22 protein-coding genes and 1 riboswitch are annotated in these 23,953 nt (G+C 74.4%); of the genes, 11 read left to right on the top strand and 11 right to left on the bottom strand.

Translation table 11 applies throughout. The features are described from left to right. Positions 1–296: 296 nt before the first annotated feature. The 4 genes from GEV43_RS16715 to GEV43_RS16700 all read left to right on the top strand — a co-directional run bounded on the left by GEV43_RS16715 (position 297) and on the right by GEV43_RS16700 (position 4,733). Positions 297–500, top strand: a complete 204-nt coding sequence (locus GEV43_RS16715; protein ID WP_160821498.1) for a cold-shock protein — start codon at positions 297–299, stop codon at positions 498–500. 164 nt (positions 501–664) lie between these two features. After that, entirely contained in the window at positions 665–2,386 is a 1,722-nt protein-coding gene (locus tag GEV43_RS16710; protein WP_160821497.1) for a DEAD/DEAH box helicase, read from the top strand. 254 nt (positions 2,387–2,640) lie between these two features. After that, positions 2,641–3,582, top strand: a complete 942-nt coding sequence (locus GEV43_RS16705) for a dienelactone hydrolase family protein (RefSeq protein WP_160821496.1) — start codon at positions 2,641–2,643, stop codon at positions 3,580–3,582. Between the two features lie 248 nt (positions 3,583–3,830). Then, the gene (locus GEV43_RS16700; RefSeq protein ID WP_160821495.1) at positions 3,831–4,733 is read left to right on the top strand and encodes a PHB depolymerase family esterase; all 903 of its coding nucleotides are present in this window, start codon (positions 3,831–3,833) and stop codon (positions 4,731–4,733) included. Between the two features lie 67 nt (positions 4,734–4,800). Here GEV43_RS16700 and GEV43_RS50370 read toward each other — a convergent pair whose 3' ends face one another. The 6 genes from GEV43_RS50370 to metE all read right to left on the bottom strand — a co-directional run bounded on the left by GEV43_RS50370 (position 4,801) and on the right by metE (position 14,045). Beyond that, on the bottom strand, positions 4,801–5,136 hold the full coding sequence (locus GEV43_RS50370; protein ID WP_309239673.1) for a helix-turn-helix domain-containing protein: 336 nt from the start codon (positions 5,134–5,136) through the stop codon (positions 4,801–4,803). Further along, positions 5,133–6,014, bottom strand: a complete 882-nt coding sequence (locus GEV43_RS16695; RefSeq protein ID WP_241682934.1) for a hypothetical protein — start codon at positions 6,012–6,014, stop codon at positions 5,133–5,135. Before GEV43_RS16695 ends, GEV43_RS50370 begins: the two co-directional genes overlap by 4 nt. 164 nt (positions 6,015–6,178) lie before the next feature. Beyond that, positions 6,179–7,363 carry an FAD-dependent monooxygenase gene (locus tag GEV43_RS16690; protein ID WP_160821494.1) on the bottom strand — a complete coding sequence of 395 codons (1,185 nt, stop codon included), beginning with the start codon at positions 7,361–7,363 and terminating at the stop codon, positions 6,179–6,181. A gap of 148 nt (positions 7,364–7,511) precedes the next feature. Next, positions 7,512–10,292: a BTAD domain-containing putative transcriptional regulator gene (locus GEV43_RS16685; RefSeq protein WP_206681186.1), complete on the bottom strand. Its 2,781-nt coding sequence runs from the start codon at positions 10,290–10,292 to the stop codon at positions 7,512–7,514. Positions 10,293–11,145: 853 nt separating this feature from the next. Beyond that, positions 11,146–11,328 (bottom strand): hypothetical protein, encoded by a 183-nt coding sequence (locus GEV43_RS16680; RefSeq protein WP_160821493.1) that lies wholly within the window; start codon positions 11,326–11,328, stop codon positions 11,146–11,148. 422 nt (positions 11,329–11,750) lie between these two features. After that, complete coding sequence (metE, locus tag GEV43_RS16675) at positions 11,751–14,045, bottom strand: 5-methyltetrahydropteroyltriglutamate--homocysteine S-methyltransferase (RefSeq protein ID WP_160821492.1); 2,295 nt, start codon at positions 14,043–14,045, stop codon at positions 11,751–11,753. A 106-nt stretch (positions 14,046–14,151) separates the two neighbouring features. Beyond that, positions 14,152–14,363, bottom strand: a riboswitch (cobalamin riboswitch). A gap of 68 nt (positions 14,364–14,431) precedes the next feature. Between metE and def the strand changes: the two genes are divergently transcribed. Beyond that, a complete protein-coding gene (gene def / locus GEV43_RS16670; RefSeq protein WP_160821491.1) occupies positions 14,432–14,959 on the top strand; it encodes a peptide deformylase in 528 nt (175 codons plus the stop codon). A gap of 66 nt (positions 14,960–15,025) precedes the next feature. On the opposite strand, the gene GEV43_RS16665 is transcribed toward def, so the two are convergent. The 4 genes from GEV43_RS16665 to GEV43_RS16655 all read right to left on the bottom strand — a co-directional run bounded on the left by GEV43_RS16665 (position 15,026) and on the right by GEV43_RS16655 (position 16,823). Beyond that, a complete protein-coding gene (locus GEV43_RS16665; RefSeq protein ID WP_160821490.1) occupies positions 15,026–15,628 on the bottom strand; it encodes a DJ-1/PfpI family protein in 603 nt (200 codons plus the stop codon). Continuing rightward, positions 15,625–16,113, bottom strand: a complete 489-nt coding sequence (locus GEV43_RS54905) for a helix-turn-helix domain-containing protein (protein ID WP_309239672.1) — start codon at positions 16,111–16,113, stop codon at positions 15,625–15,627. Before GEV43_RS54905 ends, GEV43_RS16665 begins: the two co-directional genes overlap by 4 nt. A 77-nt stretch (positions 16,114–16,190) precedes the next feature. Beyond that, positions 16,191–16,592 carry a DJ-1/PfpI family protein gene (locus GEV43_RS54900; protein WP_309239671.1) on the bottom strand — a complete coding sequence of 134 codons (402 nt, stop codon included), beginning with the start codon at positions 16,590–16,592 and terminating at the stop codon, positions 16,191–16,193. A gap of 54 nt (positions 16,593–16,646) precedes the next feature. After that, the gene (locus tag GEV43_RS16655) at positions 16,647–16,823 is read right to left on the bottom strand and encodes a hypothetical protein (RefSeq protein WP_160821489.1); all 177 of its coding nucleotides are present in this window, start codon (positions 16,821–16,823) and stop codon (positions 16,647–16,649) included. Positions 16,824–17,241: 418 nt separating this feature from the next. Here GEV43_RS16655 and GEV43_RS16650 point away from each other — a divergent pair, with 418 nt between their 5' ends. From GEV43_RS16650 to GEV43_RS16640, 3 genes are all read left to right on the top strand, one after another. Beyond that, on the top strand, positions 17,242–17,400 hold the full coding sequence (locus GEV43_RS16650) for a hypothetical protein (protein ID WP_160821488.1): 159 nt from the start codon (positions 17,242–17,244) through the stop codon (positions 17,398–17,400). A gap of 1,088 nt (positions 17,401–18,488) precedes the next feature. After that, on the top strand, positions 18,489–18,977 hold the full coding sequence (locus tag GEV43_RS16645) for a hypothetical protein (RefSeq protein WP_160821487.1): 489 nt from the start codon (positions 18,489–18,491) through the stop codon (positions 18,975–18,977). A gap of 307 nt (positions 18,978–19,284) precedes the next feature. Continuing rightward, on the top strand, positions 19,285–20,697 hold the full coding sequence (locus GEV43_RS16640) for a HAMP domain-containing sensor histidine kinase (RefSeq protein WP_309239670.1): 1,413 nt from the start codon (positions 19,285–19,287) through the stop codon (positions 20,695–20,697). A gap of 8 nt (positions 20,698–20,705) precedes the next feature. Here the strand turns inward: GEV43_RS16640 and GEV43_RS16635 are convergent, their stop codons facing one another. Beyond that, positions 20,706–21,797: a serine hydrolase domain-containing protein gene (locus GEV43_RS16635; protein ID WP_160821486.1), complete on the bottom strand. Its 1,092-nt coding sequence runs from the start codon at positions 21,795–21,797 to the stop codon at positions 20,706–20,708. 160 nt (positions 21,798–21,957) lie between these two features. On the opposite strand from GEV43_RS16635, the gene GEV43_RS16630 reads away from it, so the two are divergent. The 3 genes from GEV43_RS16630 to GEV43_RS16620 all read left to right on the top strand — a co-directional run bounded on the left by GEV43_RS16630 (position 21,958) and on the right by GEV43_RS16620 (position 23,892). Then, positions 21,958–22,845: an arylamine N-acetyltransferase gene (locus GEV43_RS16630; RefSeq protein ID WP_160821485.1), complete on the top strand. Its 888-nt coding sequence runs from the start codon at positions 21,958–21,960 to the stop codon at positions 22,843–22,845. Between the two features lie 23 nt (positions 22,846–22,868). Continuing rightward, positions 22,869–23,351 (top strand): Rrf2 family transcriptional regulator, encoded by a 483-nt coding sequence (locus GEV43_RS16625; protein ID WP_160821484.1) that lies wholly within the window; start codon positions 22,869–22,871, stop codon positions 23,349–23,351. Between the two features lie 82 nt (positions 23,352–23,433). Beyond that, a complete protein-coding gene (locus GEV43_RS16620) occupies positions 23,434–23,892 on the top strand; it encodes a carboxymuconolactone decarboxylase family protein (RefSeq protein WP_160821483.1) in 459 nt (152 codons plus the stop codon). Positions 23,893–23,953 lie beyond the last annotated feature (61 nt).

The raw sequence follows: 23,953 nt of genomic DNA, 5'->3' as shown, positions 1-23,953 counted from the left end.
AACAGGGCGTTCTTTGCCGAACCAATCCCCCGCGTGCCCTCGCGCGGGGGTGCCGCATCGTCGAGAAACCCCTGCGCACAAGGGTTTTCCGGCGATACGGGGAGGCCGATTTCGCAGGACGCCGGGACGTCGTGGTAGACTTTGGGTGTTGCGGTTCTCATAGACTCTTGTGTGCGCCTGCTGGTTCTTCTCCTCAGGCGCATTTTTTGTTGTTCTGGATCTTCCGGATGGGATCTTCGCGGCAACTCCGGCCCCGCACGGTGCGGGACCGGGCATTGACCCTAAGGGAGTCAGACATGGCCTCAGGCACTGTGAAGTGGTTCAACGCCGAAAAGGGCTTCGGCTTCATCGAGCAGGACGGCGGCGGCCCCGACGTCTTCGCCCACTTCTCCAACATCGCCGGTTCCGGCTACCGGGAGCTCCAGGAAGGCCAGAAGGTGTCGTTCGACGTCACCCAGGGCCAGAAGGGGCTCCAGGCGGAGAACATCCTCCCCGCCTGAACGCGGTGACCCCCGGCGGGCCCGGCCACCGGCCGCGGCCCGCCGTTCTCATGCGAGCACGCGCTCGCCTTTTCCCCTGGCTCGTTCTTGCGACTTCTTCGTGCGGTACCGCGCGGCTGAACACTCCTCGACACGCGCCGCCCGAGGAAGGTTTCTTTCCCCGAATGCCCCACAACGCACGCTCCCGCTCCGCGCCCGGCCGCTCCTCGCGTCCGCGCGGCGGCGCCCGCAGGGCCACCGCGCCCGCGGCGCCGCAGGGCGACTTCGCCCTCCCCGAGAGCACCACGCCGCCGCTGCCCCCGGTCTCGTCGTTCGACGAGCTCGACATGCCCGGCGCACTGCTCGACACCCTCACCCGCCAGGGCGTCACCGAGCCGTTCCCCATCCAGGCCGCGACGCTGCCCGACACGCTGAACGGGCGCGACGCCCTCGGCCGCGGCCGGACCGGCTCGGGCAAGACCCTCGCGTTCGGCCTCGCGCTCCTCGCCCGCACCGCGGGCCGCCGCGCCGAGCCCCGCCGTCCCCTGGTGCTGGTGCTGGTGCCCACGCGCGAGCTCGCGCAGCAGGTCACCGACGCCCTCACCCCGTACGCCGAGGCCGTGCGCCTGCACATCGCGACCGTCGTCGGCGGCATGTCGCTGAACCGCCAGGCCGAGGCGCTGCGGCGCGGGGCCGAGGTGCTGGTCGCGACGCCCGGACGGCTCGCCGACCTCATCGACCGCGGCGACTGCCGGCTCGACCAGGTCGAGACCACCGTCCTGGACGAGGCCGACCAGATGGCCGACATGGGCTTCCTGCCGCAGGTCACCGCGCTGCTCGACCAGGTCCGCCCGGACGGGCAGCGGATGCTGTTCTCCGCGACCCTCGACCGCAACGTCGACCGGCTCGTCCGCCGCTTCCTGAACGACCCCGTCACGCACTCGGTGGACCCGTCCGCCGGCGCGGTCACCACGATGGAGCACCACCTCCTGCACGTGGACGACGACGACAAGCACGACGCCGCCGCGCACATCGCGGCGCGCGACGGCCGCGTCATCATGTTCGTCGGCAAGAAGCACGTGGCCGACCGGCTCGCCCGCAAGCTGCTCAAGCGCGGCGTCCGCGCGGCGGCGCTGCACGGCGGCAAGTCGCAGCCGCAGCGCAACCGCACGCTGGAGCAGTTCCGCACCGGCGGCGTGACCGCGCTGATCGCGACCAACGTCGCGGCGCGCGGCATCCACATCGACGGCCTCGACCTCGTGGTCAACGTCGACCCGCCCGTGGACCACAAGGACTACCTGCACCGCGGCGGCCGTACGGCCCGCGCCGGCGAGTCCGGCACCGTGGTCACGCTCGTGCTGCCCGCCGAGCGCCGCGAGATGGACCAGCTCATGGCCATGGCGCGGATCAAGCCGGTGGTCACGCGGGTGCGGCCCGGCGACCCCGACCTCGCCCGCATCACCGGCGCCCGCGCGCCGTCCGAGACGCCCGTGACGATCGCGCCCGCCGCGTCCGCCGCTCCCGCCCGTACGGACGAGGGCGGCCAGGCCAAGCGGGGCGGCTCGTCCCGCCGCAGGAACGGCCGCGGCTCGGGCGGGCGCGGCGAGCCCGCCCGCCGGAGCGACGCCTCCGGGTCGCGCGAGGCGTCCGGGCGGGGCGACTCGTCCGGACGGGGCGACTCCGGGCGGTACGGCGCGACGGCGCAGCGCGACGCGCCCGGCTCGCGCGCGGGCTCCGGCCAGCGCGACGGGTCGGCGCAGCGCACCGGCCAGCGCGCCGCCGCCGGGCAGCGCGGAGGCCCGGCGCAGCGCGACGCGTCCGCTCAGCGCGACGCGTCCGGGCGCCGGCGCGGAGCGCGGCGAGGCCGCGGTGCGCGCACCGGGGCCGTCGGCTCCAACAACACCTGACAGGCGGGCGCCCCCTTCCGGGCGCCGACATACACGCGCGGTACGCGGCGGCGGGATTCCCCTCGCCGGGTGCCGCGCGTTCGCCATGCCCGCGGCCCGCGCGGCGGCGCCCCACCGGCGCCGTACGCGCGGGCCGCGCCTTTGTCGGGGGCCGACAAAGGGGGGGTGAAAAGTGCGGAGGGTTCTGTGCAGCAATCGGGGCGGCGCGCCCGCACAATCCTTTCCACCTCCCACCCCGAGAAAGGACCGCCCCGATGAACAGGCGTCTGAGGGATTCGCTGAGAGTGCTGCCCGCCGCCATCGCGCTGGCCGCGGCGGGTACCGCCGTCGCGGCGCCCGCGCAGGCGGCGGGCGCGCCGTCCGCGCGGGCCGCGCTCTCCGCGCCGCGCGCCGCCAACCCGTACGAGCGCGGGCCCGCGCCGACGGAGTCGAGCGTCACGGCGGAGAAGGGCCCGTTCGCGGTCGAGAAGATCGACGTGCCGCAGGGCAGCGGGACGGGCTTCAACAAGGGCACCATCTACGCGCCCACCGACACCTCGCAGGGCACGTTCGGCGCGATCGCGGTGTCGCCGGGGTTCGTCTCGCCGCAGGCGTGGATCGACTGGTACGGGCCGCGGCTCGCCTCGCAGGGCTTCGTCGTGATGACGCTGGAGACGCTCAGCCTGCTGAACGCGCCCGACGAGCGCGCCGACCAGTTGCTCGCCGCGCTCGACTACATGACCACCAAGAGCAAGGCCGCGAGCCGCATCGACACGTCGCGCCTCGCGGTGATGGGCCACTCGATGGGTGGCGGCGGCACGCTGCGCGCGGCGCAGAAGCGCCCGACGCTCCGGGCGGCGGTGCCCCTCGCGCCGTGGCACCTCGAACGCGACTGGAGCGCGGTGCGGGTGCCGACCATGGTCATGGGCGCGGACAACGACTTCATCGCCGCGGTCGGCATGCACGCCGAGCCGTTCTACCAGAGCATCGCCGCCGCGCCGGAGAAGGCGTACCTGGAGCTGAAGAACGCCGGGCACATGACGTTCAACACCCCGAACGCGACGATCGCGAAGTACGCCATCTCGTGGATGAAGCGGTTCGTGGACGACGACACCCGCTACGACAAGTTCCTGTGCCCGGCGCCGGCCCCGAGCGCCGCCATCTCCGAGTACAGGGACACCTGCCCGAACGGCGCCGCGGCACAGCCCGCCGCGTGAGCGCGGCACAGCCCGCCGCCTGAGCGCGGCGCGTGAGCGCGGCGCGAAGGCGCGCGGTCAGGCATCGGGGAGGGGGCGGTCCGGGGCGCGGAGTCCCGGACCGCCCTTCGCGGCGTCCGGAGAGCGGCCACGTTCGGAGACGCCAAGTGAGCGCTCGGTCATTTACGTGCCCAGGTGCGCATTCCGGTGATCAAGTGGTGCGGTTCGGCAGTAGCCGCGCCCCTGGCGGTAAGCCGAGGATCCACCCCATGAAGAACGTGCTGCGCGTCCTGCTCGTGTGCGTCCTGCTGGCCGCCCTGGCCCCGCTGACCGCCCCCGCCGCCTCGGCGGCCCGGACGGGCGCGGCTCCGGCGGGCCGGCCGGGGGCGGGGACGCACGAGCGGGCCGTCACCATGTACGGCCTGTGGAAGCGGGACTACCTGCTGCGCGTCCCGCCGGGCCGGGCGCGTCCCCGGCCGCTGGTCGTCGCGCTGCACGGCGGGCTGAACGACGCGAAGTACATGGAGCAGTCCACGGGGTTCGACGCGGTCGCCGACGCGAAGGGGTTCCTCGTCGCCTACCCGAACGGGTTCATGGGGACGTGGAACGCGGGCGGCTGCTGCTGGTTCGCGCGGATGGCGGGCGTCGACGACGTCGCGTTCCTCGACCGGCTGATCGGCACGCTGGTGAAGGAGGGCCTCGCCGACCCGCGCCGCGTCTACCTGACCGGGTTCTCCAACGGCGGCGGCATGGCGTACCGGTACGCGTGCGAACGGGCCGGGAAGGTCGCGGCGATCGGCGTCGTGTCGGGCTCGCTCGCGGTGCCGTGCGAGCCGGAGCGGCCGGTGTCGCTGATCGCCGTGCACGGCACCGCCGACTTCTCCGTGCCGTTCGGCGGGGGCGGCAACCAGGACTGGAACAACGAGACGCCCTTCCCGCCCGTCTCGGCGATCATGGACTTCTGGCGGACGCTCGACGGGCTGCCGCCGCTCGACCGGATCATCCTGGACGCCGCGTCCACCGTCTGCCGCACGTCCGCCGGGGCGGCCCGGGTGCAGGTCGAGTTCTGCACGGTCTTCGACGGCGGGCACACCTGGCCGGACGGGCGCGGCAAGGGCGTCGCGGCGTCCCCGCTCCTGTGGGACTTCTTCGCCCGGCACGTCCGCCGCTGACCGCGCCGTACAGCCTGTACGGGCCGTACAGGCTGTACGGGCTGTACGGCCCGCCGGAACGGGCGCGTCAGGGTCCGGCGCCGTCCGCCCTCGGGAACCGGGTCCAGGCGTGCAGCAGGAGCAGCAGTTCGAGGCGGCCGTCCGGGTCGTGGAGCGCGTCGCCGAAGAGCTCCTCCAGGCGGCGCACGCGGTAGCGGACGGTCTGCTCGTGCACCATCAGCCGCTCCGCCGCCGCGACGGCGTTGTCGTGGTTCTCCAGGTACGCCAGCAGCGTCTTCGCGAGCGGGACGCGGCGGTTGCGGGGCAGCGCCAGCAGCGGCGCGAGCCGTACCGCGATCGCCAGCTCCAGCACCTCCTCGCCGCTTGAGGCGACGAGCGTGGGCACGTGGTCCAGCCAGCTCACCGGGCCCTTGTCGCGGATGACGCCGCGCGCCGCGAGGTCCAGCGTGCGGCGCGCCCAGCGCAGCGACACCCCGCCCGCGCCGGCGGGACGGTCGGCCCGACCGCCGCCGGGCGGTCCCCGACCAGCGCGGCGACCATGCGCCGGCGGCCCGGCCCGTCCGGGTCGGGGACGACGAGGTACGGCTCGCGCCCGTGCCAGTCGGCGAGGACCATCGGCGGGATGACCGGGGCGTGCCGTTCCACCGCGGGTCCGAGCGCGACGGCGGCGACGGTGCGCGGCGTCTCCCACCCGGCCTGCTGGGCGAGTTCCGCGACCGCCTCCGGGCTGGCGGGCGGCTGCGCCACGAGCAGGTCGCGCAGCCGCCACCGGTGCCGTTCCCGCTCGGTCGCGAGGCGCTCCTGCGCGTCGGCGTAGCCCTGCGCGGCGGCGCCCGCCAGGCCCTCCAGGTACACGAACAGCGACTCGACGATGTGCCCGAGCGCGGTCAGCGGCCAGTCGAGCCGCCGCGCGTCCTTGATGAACCGGCGGCAGGCGACCTGCCCGCTCACCCGGATCGCCGTCTGGAGGCCGTTCAGGCTCCGGCCGCGCCGCGCCTCGTACGCGCCGATGCCGACGAAGATCTCGGTCAGCGGCTCCCACTCGATGTCGGCGCGGCCCATCGCGTCCACGAACCGCCGCACGGTCTCCTCGGTGACCCACCGCATCCGCTGCCCGTACCGGCTCTGCGGCGCCCGGTCGTACTCGGGCACCATGCCCTGGATCTCGCGCACCATCTCCTCGGCCGCGGCCCTCAGGTACGGGCGCAGGGAATCGGCCGTCCCCGCGGGCACCTCGGTCAGCCGCAGCCGCGCGGCGCGGGCTCCCGTCCGCTCGCCCATCCGGACCTCCCGTGGTCAAAGGCCCCGATCACCTCTCTCGTACCGAGCACTCCACGGTCGCGTGCGCGGACGCGGGAAGGTAGTCACGCGCGTCAAGTCCTCGAAGGGCGTTTTCGTTCGCTCGGGACAACGGGCGGGCCGCGCGGTGGGCCCCGCACGGGGCGTCAGAGCGCGTAGTCGGGGAGGTCCACGGCCTCGGCGGTACGGCGCGCGGCCTTCGCGATCAGGCCCTTGCCGGGCAGGTAGGGGAACGCCCGCTGCTGCTGGGCGAGCAGCCACGTCATGATCCGTCCCTCCGGCGCGATGAACTTCGCCGCGCCCTTCCCCTGCTTCTGGCAGCGTTCCGCGTACGGCCGCATCACCGCCTCGTACCGGGCGAACGCGGCGCGGTGGTCCTTCGGCGAGGCGGCGATCTCCCCGGCCAGCACGTACGCCCCGACGACGGCGAGGCCGGTGCCCATGCCCGACAGCGAGGACGGGCACGCCGCCGCGTCGCCGAGCAGCGCCACCCGCCCGCGCGACCAGCCGTCCACGTGGATCTGGCCGACGGCGTCGAAGTAGAAGTCGGGCGCGTCCGCCATCGCGGCGAGCAGCCGTTCGGTCTCCCAGCCGTGGCCCGCGAACCGTTCCGCGAGGATCTTCTTCTGCCGCTCCGGATCGCGCCGGCCCTCGTCGTCCAGCGGCGGGGACGCGAAGTAGAACATGGCCTTCGCCTCGGTGTTGCCGCGCGCGCTGTAGATCGCGACGAGCCTGCCGCGCTCGCTGTAGCCGAGCCCGGAGTGGTCCAGCTTGAGATGGTTGTCGGTGGTGAAGACGGCGTTGTAGAGGCCGAGATGGGTCGCGTAGCGGTGTTCCGGGCCGAACGCCAGGGAGCGCACGTTGGAGTGGTAGCCGTCCGCGCCGATCACCAGGTCGTACCGGCGGGGCGGGCCGTGCTCGAACGTCACGCGGACGCCGTCCGGGTCCTCCTCCAGCGCGGTGACGGAGTCGCCGAACACGTACTCGGCGCCGTCCCTGCTCGCCTCGTACAGGATGCGGACGAGATCGCCGCGCAGGATCTCGACGTCGCCCGCGAAGAGGTCCTCCGGCATCGTCCACCGCTCGCGGCCGTCGCGGTCGACCGTCACCATCGCGCCCATGCGGGTCCGGGCGGCCTCGATCTCGCCGAGGACGCCCATCCGCCGCAGCACGCCGAGATGCGCGTCGCCGCGGAAGTCGACCGCGTACCCGCCCTCGCGCAACACCACCGCCCTCTCGACGACGGTCACGGCGCAGCCGTGCCGGACCAGCCAGTAGGCCAGCGCGGGGCCCGCGACGGACGCCCCCGAGATCAGTACTTCAAGGCTCATGCGGCCGACCCTGCCCGCCGCCGCTCACCACCCGCTCACCCCGCACTCACCGCGCGCGCCCGCGCGCTCGCGCCCGCCCGCGCCGCGCGCCGCCGGGGTCAGGCGGTGGTGCGGCGGGGGGCGGCCAGGGCGAGGACCTCGTCGTGGGTCATCCGCGTTCCGGCGTGGTGGGCCGCGTCGAACGGGCCGTCGCCCAGTTCGGCGCGGGCCGCCGCCGCGACGCGTTCGACGCGGGCGGCCTCGGCGCCGAGGGGGACGCGGTGCCGCGGAACGCCGCCGCCGCGCCGAGCAGCGCCGCCGCCCCGTACGGGTCGCCGTCCGCGAGCACGGCCCCGGCGAGCCCGGCCATGGCCTGCGCGCCCTCGAACCGCGCGCCCATCGGCGCCGCCGCCTCGACGGCCCGCCGGTGCAGGTCCCGCGCCTCGGCGAGGTCGCCGCGGCGCTCCGCGAGGCGCCCGAGCCCGGACAGCGCGCGGGCGCGGTTGCCGACGCTCTTGACCCAGCGCGGGTCGAACCGTTCGAGCGCGGCCTCGTACCGTTCGCGCGCCCCGTCGAGGTCGCCGTCCAGGGCGGCGATGTCGCCGAGGCCGCGCAGCGCCGCCGCGAGGTAGGTGGGGCCGCCCGCGCGGCGCGCGAGGTCGGCGGCGCGCGCGTAGTCGGCGCGGGCCGCCGCGGGATCGGCGTCGATCCGGTAGTCGCCGAGGTTGCAGAGCAGGTCGGACTGGTCGTCCACGGCGCCGAGCCGTTCGGCCAGGCCGAGGGCCTCGCGGGTCAGGACGATCGCGCGCGCGGCGTCGCCGTGGGACGCGGCGAGGCCCGCGAGCGCGTCGAGCGCCATCGCGGTGCCCCAGCGGTCCCCGGCCTCCCGGAACGTCGCGGCGGCGACGCCGAACTCCCGTTCCGCGCCCTGGGCGTCGCCGGCCGCCAGCCGGGGGAAGCCCGACAGCAGGTGCGCGGCGGCACGGGCCCAGGGGTGCGGGTGGTCGCGCCCGCCGCGGATCAGCGCGAGCGCGCCCCGCGCGTCGTCCGCCCCGACCGTCACCATGAACCACCGGAACGGCACGTACGGCCGCCGCCCGCCGCCCGCGAGGACCACCGCGCCGACGGCCTCCCGGTGGCGCCGCCACGTCGCGGCGCGGGCCGGGTCCGCGGCGACGACGAGGCCGCAGATCGCGTACTCCTCCTCCAGGCCCGGCGGCGGCGCGTCCCCGGCGAGGTCCAGCAGCCGCGCCGCCAGGCCGGACGCCGACGTGGACAGCCCGCGAACCCACAGGTAGGTGGACAGCGCCGCGAGCAGGCGCAGCGCCGTCGCGACCTCGCCGCCGTCCACCGCCCAGCGCAGCGCGGCCAGCAGGTTGTCGTGCTCGGCGGCGAGCGCGCGCAGTCGATCGAGCTGCCCGGCGCCGAGGAGATGCGGGTCGGCGTCCTCGGCGAACGCGAGGAAGTGCAGCGCGTGAGCCCGCCCGGCGTCGTCGTCCGTGGTTCTGGCGGCGGTCAGGCGTTCTGCGGCGTAGGCCCGGATGGTCTCCAGCATCCGGTAGCGGCCGGCGGCGGCGTCGAGGAACGACTTGTCGGCGAGCGACTCCAGCACGTTCGCGGCGTCGGGGACCGCGCACACGGCCGCCGCCGCCTCGGGCGACGCGCCGCCCGCGAACACCGCGAACCGGCTCGCCGCGCGCCGTTCGTCCGCCGTCAGCAGGTCCCAGCTCCAGCCGATCGCCGCGCGCAGCGTCCGGTGGCGCGCGTCGGCCGAACGGGTGCCGCGCGCGAGCAGCCCGAGCCGGTCGTGCAGCCCGGACGCGAGGCTCGCGATGTCCCGCGTGCGGAGCCGCGCCGCCGCCAGCTCGATCGCGAGCGGCAGGTCGTCCAGCGCCGCACAGACGCGGCGGACGTCGGCGGCGTTCGCGCCGTCCACGGTGAAGCCGGGGCGGACGGCCGCCGCCCGGTCCGCGAACAGCCGTACGGCCGCCGCCCCGTCCAGCGGCCTGACCTGCCGCAGGTGCTCGCCCGTGACGCCGAGCGGCTCGCGGCTCGTGGTGAGGACGCGCAGGCCGGGGCAGGCGCGCAGCAGCGCGAGGACCAGCGCCGCCACCGCGTCCAGGACGTGCTCGCAGTTGTCGAGGACGAGCAGGGTCCGCCGTTCCGCCAGCGCCGCCGCGAGCCGTCCGACGGCGACGGGCACGGACGGCCCGGCCGCCGGAACGCCGGGCGGGGCGAGGAGGACGGTCTCGCGGAGGTCGAGGGCGCTCAGGACCGCCTGCGTCACTCCGGTCTCGTCACGGGTCGCCGCGAGTTCGACGAAGCACGCTTCGGAGTCCGGCGGGCCGGACGCCGCCTCGGCCGCGAGGCGGGTCTTTCCCACGCCGCCCGGCCCCAGCAGAGTGACCAGCCGCGCTCTGCGCAGGAGGTCGCGCACCTCCCGCACCTCGTCGGTCCGCCCGACGAAGCTGGTGTGCTGCGCGGGTGCCCGCGCCACCGCCCCGCCCCCGAACGGCCCGTCCGGCGGGGTTTCTTGCAGCAGGGACGTGTGCAGGGTGGTCAGTTCGGCGGACGGGTCGGTGCCGAGTTCGTCGGCCAGGGTGCGGCGGGCGTGCGCGAACGCCTCAAGTGCCTCGGCCCGCCGGCCTTGGGACGCGAGGGCGCGCATGAGCAGCGCGTGGAGCCGTTCGCGGACGGGATGCCGCCCGATCAGTTCGCGCAGTTCCGGGACGACCGCGTCGCCGCGGCCGAGCCGGAGGTCCGCGTCGATGCGGTCCTCGCGGGCGGCGAGCGCGCGTTCCTCCAGGCGTACGGCGTGGGCGCGGCCGGACGGCGCGTCGGCGATGTCGGCGAACGGCGCGCCGCGCCACAGCCGCAACGCGTCGCGCAGCAGGGCCGCCGCCGACGCGTGGTCACCCGCGCCGAGGGCGGCGCGCCCCTCGTCGGCCATCCGCTCGAACCGCCACGCGTCCACGGCGTCGGGCGGGGCGGCGACGCGGTAGCCGGACGGCGAGTGCTCGATCGGGGCGTCCGGGCCGAGTGCGCGGCGCAGCCTCGACACCTGGGCCTGGAGGGCGTGCGCGGCCTTGTCCGGGACCGTTCCGCCGTGCAGCTCGTCCAGGACGCGGCCGACCGGGATCGGCCTCCCCGGGTCGGTGAGCAGGACGGCGAGCAGCGCGCGCCGGGCGGGGCCGCCGAGCGCGGCCTCGCTCCCGTCGTCCCGCCACGCCCTCGTGGCCCCAGCACGCCGAACCGCATACCCGGATTATCCGCGCCTTCAGGCGCGCGCGAGCGCCTCGGGAGGTCGGCGCCGTCCAGGACGCTCAGCGCGATCCGCAGCTCCCTGGCCGCCGGGTCGCGGCGGGCCGCCTCCTCCAGCTCGGAGCGGTCGGCGGCGGACAGGACGGCGCGCAGGTCGGCGGCGTTGTTGAGGCCGATCTCCTCCCACACCCACTCGGCGATCGCGACGGCGTCGGCCGCCGCGGCGGGGTCCGCGGCGACCAGCGGGGCGAGGAGCGGCAGGCCGCCGTCGTTGCCGCCGTGGGCGAGCGCGAGCGCGATCAGCGCCCAGCGCGCCGGGCGGTCGCCGGGGTCGGCGGCCAGGCGCAGGCTCGCGTGGTCGTGCAGCTTGAACAGCGTCGCGTCGGTGTTGGCCCAGCCGATCCAGAACGCGTCGTCGCGCGGCAGCGCGTCGAGCGTGGCGACACCGTCCTCCAGCGCGCGGACGAGCCGTTCGGCGAGGTCCGGGTGGCCGACGTCGCTGCCCGCACGGCGGAGCAGGTCGACGCAGGTGGCGAGCCGGCTCATGCGCCGTGCGGGTCGGCGGGGCCGCGCAGGATCGCGCCGGTCATGGACACTCCGTCTGGTGGTACGGCGAGGGACGGTCCGGGGTCCGGGGTGGCGGGTGGGCCGGGCCCGAGGGCGGCGGCGTGCAGGGGCCCGGCGACGGGTCCGACGGTGTCCGGGCCGTGGTGATCGTTCCCCATGCGCGGCCCTCCCTTCGGTACGATCTTGCAAGCCGTACGGCTCCAGCGGAAGGGCGTCCCCGGGCCGGACCCGGCGGCCTCCGTTCCGGAGAGGCCCAATCCCGCCCGGATGTACGACTGTTTCCTCGGCGGTTCCGCGGCAGCCGCGCGTTCCTGGGCCGCGCGGTCGAGCATCTGCTGGGCGCGGGCGTACGGCGGTTGCTCGGCATCGGCTTCGTCACCGACGACGCCGAGACCGCCCGCGCCGTCGCGACGCCCAGCGCCCCCGGCTGGCGCACGGCACGTGTCTTCCTCGCCTCGGCTTACGGCACTCGCCTGGCGGCTCGCACCTGACCGGGTCTTGCGAGCGCCGCATCGCTGCGCGGTCCGTCCGGGGAGGCTCGCCTCCCCGGACGGTCAACGCGCTCGTGCGGTGGCCGAGGTCACCGCGTCCGCGGCGTCGGTGGGGCGGGGAGGGTGGCGCGGACGCGGTGGGCGGCGGCGACCATGTTGCGCAGGGACGCCTCCGTCTCGGCGTAGCCGCGCGTCTTGAGGCCGCAGTCGGGGTTCACCCAGAGGCGGCCGGGCGCGATCGCGCCCAGCGCGCGACGCAGTGACTCTTCCATCTCCTCGACGTCAGGTACACGTGGCGAGTGGATGTCGTAGACGCCCGGACCGATCCCGGCGGCGTACCCGGCGGCGCTCAGGTCGGTGACGAGCTCCATGTGGGAACGGGCCGCCTCGACGCTCGCCACGTCCGCGTCCAGGTCGCCGATCGCGCCGATCACCTCGCCGAACTCCGAGTAGCACATGTGCGTGTGGATCTGCGTGCCCGGCGCGACGCCCGAGGTGGCGAGCCGGAACGCCCCGACCGCCCACGCCAGGTAGGCCGGGCGGTCGGCGCGGCGGAGCGGGAGCAGCTCGCGCAGCGCCGGCTCGTCCACCTGGACGACGCCGATCCCGGCGGCCTCCAGGTCGCGGATCTCGTCGCGCAGCGCCAGCGCGACCTGCCGCGCGGTGTCGGCGAGCGGCTGGTCGTCGCGGACGAACGACCAGGCCAGCATGGTCACCGGCCCCGTCAGCATCCCCTTCACCGGCCGCCGCGTGCGGGACTGCGCGTACGTCGTCCAGCGGACGGTCATCGGCTCGGGCCGCGCCACGTCGCCGTGCAGGATCGGCGGCCGGACGCAGCGCGTGCCGTACGACTGGACCCAGCCGTTCGCCGTGGCGGCGTAGCCGTCGAGCTGCTCGGCGAAGTACTGCACCATGTCGTTGCGCTCGGGCTCGCCGTGCACGAGGACGTCGAGGCCGAGGTCCTCCTGGAGCGCGACGACCCGGTCGATCTCGGCCCGCATCGCCGCCTCGTACGCCTCGGTCGTGATCCGCCCGGCCCGGTGGTCCGCGCGCGCCGCCCGCACCTCCGCCGTCTGGGGGAACGACCCGATCGTGGTCGTGGCGAGCGGCGGCAGCCCGAGCGTCCGCGCCTGCGCCGCGAACCGCACGGCCCGGTCGGGGCGTCCGCCGCCCTCGCCGAGGGCGTCGAGGCGCGCGCGCACGCGGTAGTCGGCGGCGCCCTCCGCGTCCCGCGCCGCGCGGCTCTCCGCGATCTCGGCCGCGACCGCCTCGTGCCCCTCGCGCAGCGCCCGCCCGACGAGCACGACCTCGTCCACCTTCTGCCGGGCGAACGCCAGCCGGGCCCGCAGCGCGCCGTCCAGGCCCGTCTCCGCGGCCAGGTCCAGCGGGACGTGCAGCAGCGAGCACGACGTCCCGACGACCACGTCGCCCGCGAGGCCGAGCAGGGACGCGCAGGTGGACAGCGCCCGGCCGAGGTCGGCGCGCCACACGTTGCGGCCGTCCACGACGCCCGCGACGAGCGTGCGGCGCGGCAGCCCGCCGATCGACGCGATCGCCCTGAGGTTGCCGGGCCCGGCGACGAAGTCGAGCCCGATCGCCTCCACCCGCGTCCCCGCGAGAACGGGCAGCGCGTCGCCGATCTCACCGAAGTACGTGGCGGCGAGCAGCCTGGGCCGCGACGGCAGGGCGCCGAGCCGCTCGTACGCCCGCCGCAGCGCGTCCAGCTCCTCGCCGGTGCGGTCGGCGGCGAGGGCGGGCTCGTCGAGCTGGACCCACGCGCAGCCCGCGCCCGCGAGCCGTTCGAGCAGCTCGGCGTACACCTCGACCAGCGGGTCCAGCAGGTCCAGCGGCCGGAACCCGTCCGGCGCGCCCGGCGCGGCCTTGGCCAGCAGCAGGTACGTCAGCGGGCCGACCAGCACCGGCCGGGTCTCGACGCCGAGCCCGCGCGCCTCCCGGTACTCGGCGAGCGGCTTCGCGCGTTCCGGGCGGACGAGCCGGAACCGCGTGTCCGGCCCCAGCTCAGGCACGAGGTAGTGGTAGTTCGTGTCGAACCACTTGGTCATCTCCAGCGCCGGAACGCCCTCCGCGCCGCGCGCCATCGCGAAGTAGGCGTCCAGCCCGTCCAGGTGCCGGAACCGTTCGGGGACGGCGTCGACCAGCACGCTCATGTCGAGCATCTGGTCGTACAGCGAGAACGTGTTGGACGGGATCGTGCCGAGCCCGGCGTCGCGCAGGCCCGTCCACACCGAACGGCGCAGCGCGCGGGCGGTCCCTTCGAGCTCCTCCGCGCCGGTCCGTCCCGCCCAGTACGCCTCGGTGGCGCGCTTCAGCTCGCGGTCCGGGCCGATCCTCGGGTACCCGAGCACGGTCGTGTCGATCGTCATGACGGCTTCTCCCTCGTCAGGCCGTAGCCACGGCCGTACGGGGAGGAGGGGATGCGGGGCCGCCGCGTCCCGGGCCGTCCCGCGAGGCCGTGGACCACCGCGCGCCGGACGGCGCGCGGGCGGAGGCAGGTCTTCGGACTCACGGGCACTGGTGGCCTACTGGCCGTCGCTTCCCAACCCGTGACGGATCAGTGCGTATGACGGCGGTCGTTCCCGTTCACCGCTGCGGGGCAGTTCCGGAATTGGCGGGCCGACTGATCGGCCCGGCCGCACCGGATTCCCTCTTGCGACACCCGCACCTGCGTGCGGGTGAACCTTCCGCAGCCGCGAGTATAGACGGACGGCGCACGGCGCCCTCGGCACGCACATCCTGAAGGGGCGGACACATGACGGGACAGGCACGACCGATCACGCTGGTGGGGGAACCGGTGCTGCACCGCCCCTGCCGCCCGGTCGAGGACTTCGACGCGGCGCTCGCGGCGCTCGCCGACGACATGTTCGCGAGCATGTACGCGGCGAACGGCGTCGGCCTCGCGTCCAACCAGATCGGCCTCGACCTGCGGATCTTCGTGTACGACTGCCCCGACGAGGACGGCGAGCACCGCAAGGGCGTGCTGGTCAACCCCACCCTGGTGCTGCCCGCGCTGGAGGAGCGGCGGCTCGACGACGGCGACGAGGGCTGCCTGTCGGTTCCGGGCCCGAGCGCGAAGCTCGCCCGCCCCGACCGCGTCACCTGCCACGGCTTCGACGTCAAGGGCGACCCGGTCACCGTCCACGGCACCGGCGTCCTCGCCCGCTGCCTCCAGCACGAGACCGACCACCTGGAGGGCCGGCTCTACATCGACCGCCTCTCCACCAGGGCCCGCAAGAAGGTCCTCAAGGAGTACGAGTCCCTCCAAGCCGAATCCCACTGACCCGCACCCGCCCGCCCCGGAGTTCCGCCGGGGCGGGGACGGCCTGGTCGCGGGTTCGGTCGGCGGTCAGGCGGGGGTGTCGGCGAGGTAGGGCGGGGCGGGGTCGTACTGGATGTGGCGGCGTACGGCGCGGGCGTGGTCGCGGCCGTGGAGGTGGCCGACGAGCCAGAGCGACATGTCGATCCCGGCCGAGACGCCCTGGCTGGTGACGAGGTTCCCGTCCACGACGTAGCGGACGTCGCGGACGACCGTGACGTCACCGAGCCGTTCGAGGGCGTCCTCCGAGGCGTGGTGCGTCGCGACGCGGCGGCCGCGCGCGGGCCCGGCGGCGTGCAGCAGCACCGAGCCCGTGCAGACGGCCGTCACCCAGTCCGCGCGTTCGGCGGTCTTGGCGATCCAGCCGGTCACGGCCGGGTTGGTGGTCTGGTCCTCGCGCGCGCCCCGGCCGCCCGGGACGAGCATGACGTCCAGCGGCGGGTGGTCGTCCAGCGTGTGGTCGGGGAGGACGCGCAACCCTCCGACGCAGCGCACCGGCGCGTCGTGCTCCGCGATGAGCACGGCCGCGTCGCCCTGCCCGCGCAGCCTCGCGGAGACGTTGAACACCTCCCAGGGGCCGACGAAGTCGAGCTCCTCCGCGTCGGGGAACACCAGCAGTCCGTAGGTCGTCACGCGTACTCCTTCATGGCTCGGAAACGTTCGCGGTAGTCGGACGGGGCCACCCCCAGGTGCCGGTGGAACGAGCGCCGCAGCGTCTCGCCCGTCCCGAAGCCGAGGCGGCGCGCGAGCGCCTCCACCGGCTCGTCGCCCTCGGCGAGCGCGCGGCGCGCGGCCTCGACCCGCACCCGCTCGACGTACGCGGCGGGCGGCACCCCGACCTCGTCCGCGAACCGGCGTTGCAGGTGGCGGGGGCTCAGGCCGCAGCGGTCCGCCAGGTCGGCGATCGAGTGCCGCGCCCCCGGCTCCGCCTCGACGGCCGATACCGCCGCCCGGATCGGGTCGCTCGCGGGACGCGCCGTCCACAGCGGGACGCTGAACTGCGACTGGCTGCCGGGCCGCCGCAGGAACAGCACGAGCTGCCGCGCGACCGCGTGCGCCACGTCCCGCCCGAGGTCGTCCTCGACCAGGGCGAGCGCGAGGTCCATCCCGGCGGTCACTCCGGCGGACGTCCAGACCGGTCCGTCCCGGATGAAGATCGGATCGCAGTCGACGTCCAGCTCGGGATGGGCCTCCCTCAGCCCCGTTCGCGGGACCAGTGGGTGGTGACCCGGCGGCCGTCCAGCACCCCGGCGGCGGCCAGCAGGAACGCGCCGCTGCACACCGACGCCGCGCGCCGCGCCCCCTCCGCCGCGCGCCGCACCCAGCCGACCAGCTCCGGGTCCTCGCACGCGGCGTCCACGCCCACGCCGCCCGCGACGACGAGCGTGTCCACCTCCGCCGGGTCGAGGTCGCCGATCCCGTACGAGGCGTGCACGGGCAGGCCGCTGCGGCTCGCCACGGGCCCGGCCTCGGGCGCGACCACCCGGCAGTCGTAGCCGCCGTCCGACAGGTGCCCGGCGTACTGGAACACCTCGTACGGACCGGTCAGGTCCAGCGACTGGAACCCCTCGAAGATCACGAACACGACGCGGCGCATGCCCCCAGGCTCGTCCCGCCGCCGCGATGGCGTCAACGACGCCCACCCCACAGATCACGCCATCACCCCGTTGTACGGGAGCGCGGCCACCACGTCCCTCCGCCCATCCGCCGAGACGCTGTGCTGCACGTACCCCGGCGCCACGAACCGTTCGACCGCCGCCGGATCCCGCCGCCCGACCAGCTCCGCCACCGCCCGGACGACCACGTCCATGCTCTCCGCACTTCCCACGACGCCCCCTAAGCCCCCGCCCCCATTCCCAGGACCAGACCCCGCACGAGCGTGTGCCGGACCGGCGTGAGCGACGCCCCGCGACAATCACCCGCCATTTATTCCGCGAGAACGGGCTTGACATCCATGCGCCCCGTACCGCTATTATCTGGGCCATGGAGCTTTGATTCTCATTGGTTGAGCCGCCCGCAGCGACGCTGCCGGCACGCTCCCATCCCCCGCGCCACGGGCGCACCCCCATCGCATCACCCCTCCTCATACCGCCTGCACGGCGGCCCTGAGCCGGGGCTCGACGCATCCGCGATGGACCCGCACCGACCGTCCCCGGACGGCCGTCCCGTACCGCGCGCGGCCTTTCCCTCTTTTCCGCACGGCCTCGACGCAGGCCGAATTCGACATGCCCGGAGGTGGTTTCTTTATGCGCGCCAACATCCAGAACCCGGAAGGCAACAACCCCTTCGAGAAGGCCAAGAAGAAGGGCAAGCGAAAGACGCCCGACTTCAGGTCGGCGGCCTTCAACGACAACCGCCGCAACGCCCGCCAGATGCCGGCCCGCCGCCTCCAACGAGGCCGCTGACCCCATCCCGCCGAGCCCCCGGCCCCCGCCCGTCCCCGACGGGCCGGGGGCCGGGGGCTCCCCCGCTTCCCACCCAAACCCTCCGCCCAGCCCCCCACCTCCACGACCCCACCTCCACACCCCCGCCCACTCGCCACCCCGCACTCGTACCGCCACAGAACTCGACGTCCGTCCGTCCGCCCGGCACCCACGGCCGCCCCCAGCCGGAACGCGCCGTCCGCCAACGACGGAACGACCGTCACCCGGCGGAACGCAGAAGCGCCCCAGTGGCGACAACGACCGGCCACGAGCGCCCCAAGAAGAGCCCCGAGGCTGCCAGCCCGCAGTCCGCCCTGACGGCGCACGCACCCGGACCAAGCAGCAGGCCACCAGCGCGAGCACTCGGAGGCACAGCCGAACGCTCCCCGGACATCCGCGCTGCGACCAGCCCCCACGACCAGCGAGCCGGCCGCCCCGCCAGGCCCTCGCGGCGTCATCGAGCGCATCCCCGGCCAAGCCCGGCGGGTAGCGGATACGGGTCGGCGGAACCGCGTGCTTGACGAACGTCCCGAAGGCGCCCGCCCTGAACGGCGTTCCAGCACCTGGCCGCTGTTCAGCCCAGGGCAGGACAGTCGTGTCCGTCTCGCCGACGCCTCAGTCAGAGCCCAATCCGGTGGTCGGCAGCCAGGGCTATCGGGCTCGCTGGTGGACGAGGCAGTCAAAGCCGCTGCGCTGATGGCCGGTTCGGGACAATACGGCTTCGCCGCAGCACACGTTCCGGGGCGAAGCGGCGCGGCTGGGACAATGCCGCGGGTATCGAACCGGGCATGTGACTGCGGGGTGCACGCCCGAGATCTCCTACCGCGGCCACAGCAAGGGGCGGACGCCCGGAGAGGGAGGGGAAATCTTCGAACGCCGAGGGGAAGGGACGCCTTGCGAATGTCCATGGGCCAACTTGAAGGCGCGGTGGGTGTTTTTCTGGGCGCCCGTCTAGCAAACGTCGGACGCTCCCTCGATATGGGCGAGATCGGCAATGGCGGGTCGGCGGGGCAGAGCAGTATTGTCCCACCGGCCCGCCCGCTGCCACGAGACACACCAAAAGGAGCACAATGGACTACACGCCTCCCCTGACAATCACGGGCTGGGTCCATATCTCCTACGGCCAGTATTATCTTATGGCCCACGGCGCCGGTGAGCCCGAACCACCCACCGAAGACGGACTCATCCTCAGCAACGAAGCAGACGAAGGTTCGCTGTACATTGCCTCTGAAACACAGCACGGAAAGATCCGTCTGATCGTACGCGTGTATGACCGAGAGCCTTCTTTGGACTCCGGTGAATGGGATCACATCGAAAGCAGCGAAATTCGTGCCGAGTCTGCCGATATCGACGTGATCAAGTGGGGTGGGGGAAGCCCGCCGGGTTTCACCGGCCTGGCGGACTCCGGACCTGGGCTTTACGAAGTTCGCGTATATAGGCGCCGCCGCCTGTTCCGACCAGAGGATGTATCCCCTGAGGAGGAGAGTGACAGGGACGTTGATATTGAAGATGGCATGCGCGAAGAGCATCTGATTGAGATGTGGCTCGCGGATGAGTGACCGCCCCGCCGGGTGGGCGGGATGAGTGAAGGCCGCGACCGGCAGGACCGGCGGCCTTGTCGCCTGCGAACCGAGCTCGTCCAACCAGGCCGGTGCCATGGTGGAGGCGCTCGATGCCCGGTCCGGCCCTTCTGAAAAGCCCGGACAGAGGAGGCTTCCTCCTGCGGGGCGCTGGGGGCGGGGGGCGGCACCTGCTGGCGGTGGGCAGGCGGGGACGTGCTGTCGTCCGACGCGGTCGAGCGGGGTCGGGTGATCACTGAGGGTTACAGTGGGGTGGAGGCCGGGGCGGGGATTCGGGGGATCCGCGGTGAGCAGGGGCATGGGGGGACGGAGGCGTCTCGACCAGTGGCGTTCGCGCCTGTTCTACTCGGTGCGCGGGCGGGCGACGGTCGTCACCGTGGGGGTGGCGGCGCTGATCCTGACCGTGTGCGTGGCGCTCGCCGGGATGCTCGCCCGCGACGCCGCCGTCAACGCCGTCCAGGACAGGGCGGAGCACACGGCGGAGCGCGTGATCTACGGCATCGCGAGCGGGGCGGGCGGGTCGCCGATCGCGACGCGGCCGGGCGAGGCGCCGTACGTGCAGGTCGTCGACCAGAGCGGCGCCGTACGGGCCGCGACCCGCAACCTCGGCGGGAAGCCGCCGATGATCGCGCCGAGGTCGCCGCGGAACAGGCTGCTCATCGACACCAGGCTCTGCCCGGAGGCGGTGGACGGCTGCCTGTGGGCGTTCGGGATGCACCTGCCGACCTCGCCGTACGGCCCGAACGTGTCGGTGTACGCGGCGGCCCCGATGCCCACCCTGTGGGGCAAGTGGGCGGTGCCGCTGTGGTCGCTGCTCGCCCTCGCGTCGTTCCTCACCCTGATCGGCTGGTGGACGTGGCGGACGATCGGCCAGGCGCTGGCGCCGGTGGACGCGATCCGCGCGGAGATGGCGGGGCTGAACGCGTCGGGCCTCGACCACCGGGTCCCGGAGCCGCACACGGGCGGGGAGATCCAGCGGCTCGCCGAGACCGTCAACGACACCCTCGAACGCCTGGAGGAGGCGACGAGCCGGGAGCGGCGGTTCATCTCCGACGCCTCGCACGACCTGCGCAACCCGATCGGCGGGCTCCGACTGCGGCTGGAGAGCGCGCTTGAGGAGCCGGACGGCTACGACTGGCGCGCCATGGCGCGTGCCGCGCTGCGCGACGCCGACCGGCTGAACGACATCGTCATCGACCTGCTGGAGCTGTCGCGCCTCGACTCCCGCGCGCCCGCGCCGCTCGAACGGATCGACCTCGCCGAGCTCGCGCGCCGGGAGGTGGAGCGCCGCCCGCACGAGATCCCGATCGCGACGCGGCTGGAGCCCGGCGCGGTCGTGGACGCCAACCCGGTCCGGCTGAACCGCATCCTCGGCAACCTGCTGAGCAACGCCGAGCGCCACGCCGAGTCGTCCATCACGGTCCGCTCGTACGTGGACGGGGACGGCATGGCGGTGCTGGAGGTCGCCGACGACGGCGCGGGCGTCCCGGAGGAGTCCCGCGAACGGGTCTTCGAACGGTTCGCGCGCCTGCCGGAGTCGCGGCGCAAGGACCCGGCGGGCACGGGCCTCGGCCTGCCCATCGCGCGAGAGATCGCCGAGATCTACGGCGGCTCCCTGCGCCTCGCCGACAGCCCGCGAGGGGCCCGGTTCGTCCTGCGCCTGCCGTTGGCGAAGGCACCCGTCCCGCAGCCCGCCTGACCGCCCGGTCAGGGGGCGAGGGCCGCGGCGAGGTCGTTCGGGAGGGGGTCGGGGCCGCCGTCCGCCGGGGTGTCGGTCACGAAGCCGAACCCGAGGCCGAGATCCGGGTCGGCGAAGCCGAGCGCGCCGACCGCGCCGGTGTGGCCGAACGCGTTCGGCCCGGTCCAGGGCCGCCAGGGCGCGGCCTTCTCGAAGACCGTCGCGTAGCGGGTCGGCATCGGCAGGACGAGGTCGGGCCCCTCCGCCTGCACGGCCGTGACCCGCGCGAGGGTCTCGGGCGTCAGCAGGCTCCCGTGCGCGACGGTGGAGTAGAGCGCCGCGACCCCGCGGGCGCTGCCGAAGCCGCCGATGGACGGGACGCCCGCCGCGCGGAAGGCGCGCATCCCGAGCAGGTCGCCGCCCGGGGACCCGGGGCGGCGGTTCATCGCCTGGCGGAAGAACGGCGGCGGCTCGAACGGCGGGTCGCCGGTGCCGAGGGCGATCGGCCGGGTCGGGACGACCCGTTCCTCCTCGCTCTCGGGGAGGCCGATGAAGAAGTCGATCCCGTACGGCCGGGCGATCTCGTCGCGGAAGTACGCGCCGAGCGTCCGGCCCGTCACGCGCCTGACCAGCTCGTCCAGGAGGGCGCCGAGGGTGAGGGCGTGGTAGCCGTGGGCCGTGCCGGGCTCCCAGAACGGGCGCTGCGCGGCGAGCCGTCCGGCCAGCGGCTCGTGGGCCAGCAGCTCGTCCACGGTGAACATTCCGTCGACGTTGACGAGCCCGGCCTGGTGGGACGCGAGCCAGCGCACCGGGAGCCGGTCCTTGCCCTCCGCCGCGAACTCCGGCCAGTACGTCGCGACGGGCTCGTCCGGGTCGATCAGGCCGCGCTGGACGAGCAGCGCCAGGACGACGCCCGCCGCGCCCTTCGTGACCGAGTAGACGCCCTGGAGGCTGTCGGGCCCGTAGCCGGGCCCGGCCCGCAGGTCCACGACCTGCTCCCCCTTGAGCCGTACGGCCAGCGCCAGGTTGACGCCCGGCCGGTCGGCCGCGCCCGCCTCGAAGACCTCGCGCACGCGCTCGAAGCCGGCCCGCACCGTTCCCCGCGCGATCCCGTCCGCCATGACGCCTCCCCAGATCCGCCGCCCACGCTAGGACCTCAAGCAAGGTCAAGGTCAACCGCGCCCGCCGGGGGGGCGCGATGGGGAATGATCTCGCCGGAGCGGTTGTCGTCCCCCGTGACCGGACGACGCGGGCCGCGCGAACGCGGCGAGGAGGACGACCATGGACCACGACCCCGGGCGCGACTGGCAGGGCGGCAGGCTCGACCTGGACGCCTATCTGGCCCGGATCGGCTTCGAGGGCGAACGCACGCCCACGATCGCCGCCCTGCGCGCGTTGCAGCGGGGCCACGTCACGACGTTCCCGTTCGAGAACCTGGAGATCATGCTGGGCCGGCCGGTCGTCCTCGACATGGACCACCTCCAGGACAAGTTCCTGCGCGGGCGGCGCGGCGGCTACTGCTTCGAGCACGCGAAGCTCTTCGCCGCGGTGCTGGAACGCCTCGGCTTCTCGTTCCGCGCCCTCATCGGCCGCGTCACCATGGGCGCCGACAAGCTGCGCCCCGCGACGCACGCCATCCTGCTCGTCACCACGGACGACGGCGGCGAACGGGCGCGCTGGGTGTGCGACGTCGGTTTCGGCGGCGGACCCTTGGAACCGATCCCGTTCGTGGACGGCACGGAGGTTTTCCAGGACGGCTGGGGGTTCCGCCTCGAACAGCTCACGAACGCCGCCGAAGGGCTGCCGGGCGTCCAGGAATGGGGGCTGTCCCAGCGCGAACCGGACGGATGGCTCCAGCGGCACAATTTCGTGGTCGCGCCCTCGTACCCGCTCGATTTCGAGGTGCTGAGCCACTTCGTCTCCACGCACGCACACTCGCCGTTCACCACGCGCCCGTACACGCAGCGGTTCACAGGCGACCGGCACCACCAGCTCGACGGAACGACCCTGACGACGACCACTCCCGACGGGCAGCGGACCCAACGCGAGGTCGCCCCAGAGGAACTCCCGGACGTCCTGCGCGACACGTTCGACATCGTCCTGGACCCGGACGACACCGACCGCCTGGTCTCCCGCGCGCCGCGAGTGCAGGGGGTTGGCATCGGCTAATCTGGACGTGTAGCATCCAGATTATGCGGATGAGCGAGGGCGTCGAGTGGGCGGTGCACTGCTGCCTCCTGCTCGACTGGATGGGCGAGGACCGGCCCGTGTCGACGACACGGCTCGCGGCCGGTTTCGAGCTGCCTCCCCCTTACCTCAACAAGCAGCTCCAGGCGCTGGTCAGGGCGGGCATCGCGACGTCCACGGCGGGCGCGCGCGGCGGGTTCCGCCTGGCCCGGCCCCTGGAGCGGATCACCCTGATGGACGTCGTCGCCGCGATCGAGGGCCCGGACGACGCCTTCCAGTGCACCGAGATCAGGCGGCGCGGAGCGGGGGCCGACTCGCCCGAGTCGGCGTTCGCGCGCCCGTGCGCGGTGTTCTCCGCCATGCACCGGGCCGAACTCGCCTGGCGGCGGGCCCTCGCCGACCAGACGCTGGCCGACGTCCGGGCGAACGCCGAACGCAACGCGCCCCGGGTGGGCGAGCACGTCCGCGCCTGGTACGCCCGCAACTGACCCCCGAACCCGACGACCCACGACCCACGACCCCGACGGCTGTCCTGAATCTGGACATCCAATATCCAATTAGGAGCAGATCATGCAGGCAAGGATCACCGACCTCCCCGCGCTCGCCCGCGACGGCTACAAGGCGATGCTCGACCTGGAGGCGTTCCTCGGGCGCAGCGGCGTCCCGGCGAGCACCCTCGAACTCGTCCGGATCCGCGCCAGCCAGATCAACGGCTGCGGCTTCTGCCTGGACATGCACGCCCACGACGCGCGGAAGGCGGGCGAGACCGAGGAGCGGCTCTGGTCGGTCGCCGCCTGGCGCGAGTCGCCCTACTTCACCGACGAGGAACGCGCCGCGCTCGCCCTGACCGAGGCCGCGACCCGCCTCGCCGACAACCCCGACGGCGTCCCGGACGAGGTGTGGGACGACGCCGCCGACCACTACGACGAGAGCAGCCTCGCGGCCCTGGTCATGGCCATCGCCGCCATCAACGCCTGGAACCGCGTCAACGTCACCACCCGCCAGATCGCGGGCTCCCTCCGCCGCTGACCGCCCCGCGCGGACAGCTCGTGCGCACGGACGGCCCGCGCGGACGGCTCGCGCGGACGGC

The organism is Actinomadura sp. J1-007 (assembly GCF_009793335.1).
GTDB classification, from domain to species: Bacteria; Actinomycetota; Actinomycetes; order Streptosporangiales; family Streptosporangiaceae; genus Spirillospora; species Spirillospora yumaensis.
The sequence above is the reverse complement of the archived record's forward strand: the minus strand, read 5'-3'. Positions and strand labels throughout refer to the sequence as shown.

What these genes read in the sequence shown, in the direction of transcription:
- GEV43_RS16715 (WP_160821498.1), top strand. Translation starts at nt 297, where the DNA reads ATGGCCTCAGGCACTGTGAAGTGGTTCAACGCCGAAAAGGGCTTCGGC.
- GEV43_RS16685 (WP_206681186.1), bottom strand. Translation starts at nt 10,292, where the DNA reads ATGGCCGACGAGGGGCGCGCCGCCCTCGGCGCGGGTGACCACGCGTCG.
- GEV43_RS16625 (WP_160821484.1), top strand. Translation starts at nt 22,869, where the DNA reads ATGCGGATGAGCGAGGGCGTCGAGTGGGCGGTGCACTGCTGCCTCCTG.
- GEV43_RS16710 (WP_160821497.1), top strand. Translation starts at nt 665, where the DNA reads ATGCCCCACAACGCACGCTCCCGCTCCGCGCCCGGCCGCTCCTCGCGT.
- GEV43_RS16650 (WP_160821488.1), top strand. Translation starts at nt 17,242, where the DNA reads ATGCGCGCCAACATCCAGAACCCGGAAGGCAACAACCCCTTCGAGAAG.
- GEV43_RS16630 (WP_160821485.1), top strand. Translation starts at nt 21,958, where the DNA reads ATGGACCACGACCCCGGGCGCGACTGGCAGGGCGGCAGGCTCGACCTG.
- GEV43_RS16620 (WP_160821483.1), top strand. Translation starts at nt 23,434, where the DNA reads ATGCAGGCAAGGATCACCGACCTCCCCGCGCTCGCCCGCGACGGCTAC.
- metE (WP_160821492.1), bottom strand. Translation starts at nt 14,045, where the DNA reads ATGACGATCGACACGACCGTGCTCGGGTACCCGAGGATCGGCCCGGAC.
- GEV43_RS16705 (WP_160821496.1), top strand. Translation starts at nt 2,641, where the DNA reads ATGAACAGGCGTCTGAGGGATTCGCTGAGAGTGCTGCCCGCCGCCATC.
- GEV43_RS16635 (WP_160821486.1), bottom strand. Translation starts at nt 21,797, where the DNA reads ATGGCGGACGGGATCGCGCGGGGAACGGTGCGGGCCGGCTTCGAGCGC.
- GEV43_RS16700 (WP_160821495.1), top strand. Translation starts at nt 3,831, where the DNA reads ATGAAGAACGTGCTGCGCGTCCTGCTCGTGTGCGTCCTGCTGGCCGCC.
- GEV43_RS16695 (WP_241682934.1), bottom strand. Translation starts at nt 6,014, where the DNA reads ATGGGCGAGCGGACGGGAGCCCGCGCCGCGCGGCTGCGGCTGACCGAG.
- GEV43_RS16680 (WP_160821493.1), bottom strand. Translation starts at nt 11,328, where the DNA reads ATGGGGAACGATCACCACGGCCCGGACACCGTCGGACCCGTCGCCGGG.
- GEV43_RS16690 (WP_160821494.1), bottom strand. Translation starts at nt 7,363, where the DNA reads ATGAGCCTTGAAGTACTGATCTCGGGGGCGTCCGTCGCGGGCCCCGCG.
- def (WP_160821491.1), top strand. Translation starts at nt 14,432, where the DNA reads ATGACGGGACAGGCACGACCGATCACGCTGGTGGGGGAACCGGTGCTG.
- GEV43_RS16645 (WP_160821487.1), top strand. Translation starts at nt 18,489, where the DNA reads ATGGACTACACGCCTCCCCTGACAATCACGGGCTGGGTCCATATCTCC.
- GEV43_RS54900 (WP_309239671.1), bottom strand. Translation starts at nt 16,592, where the DNA reads ATGCGCCGCGTCGTGTTCGTGATCTTCGAGGGGTTCCAGTCGCTGGAC.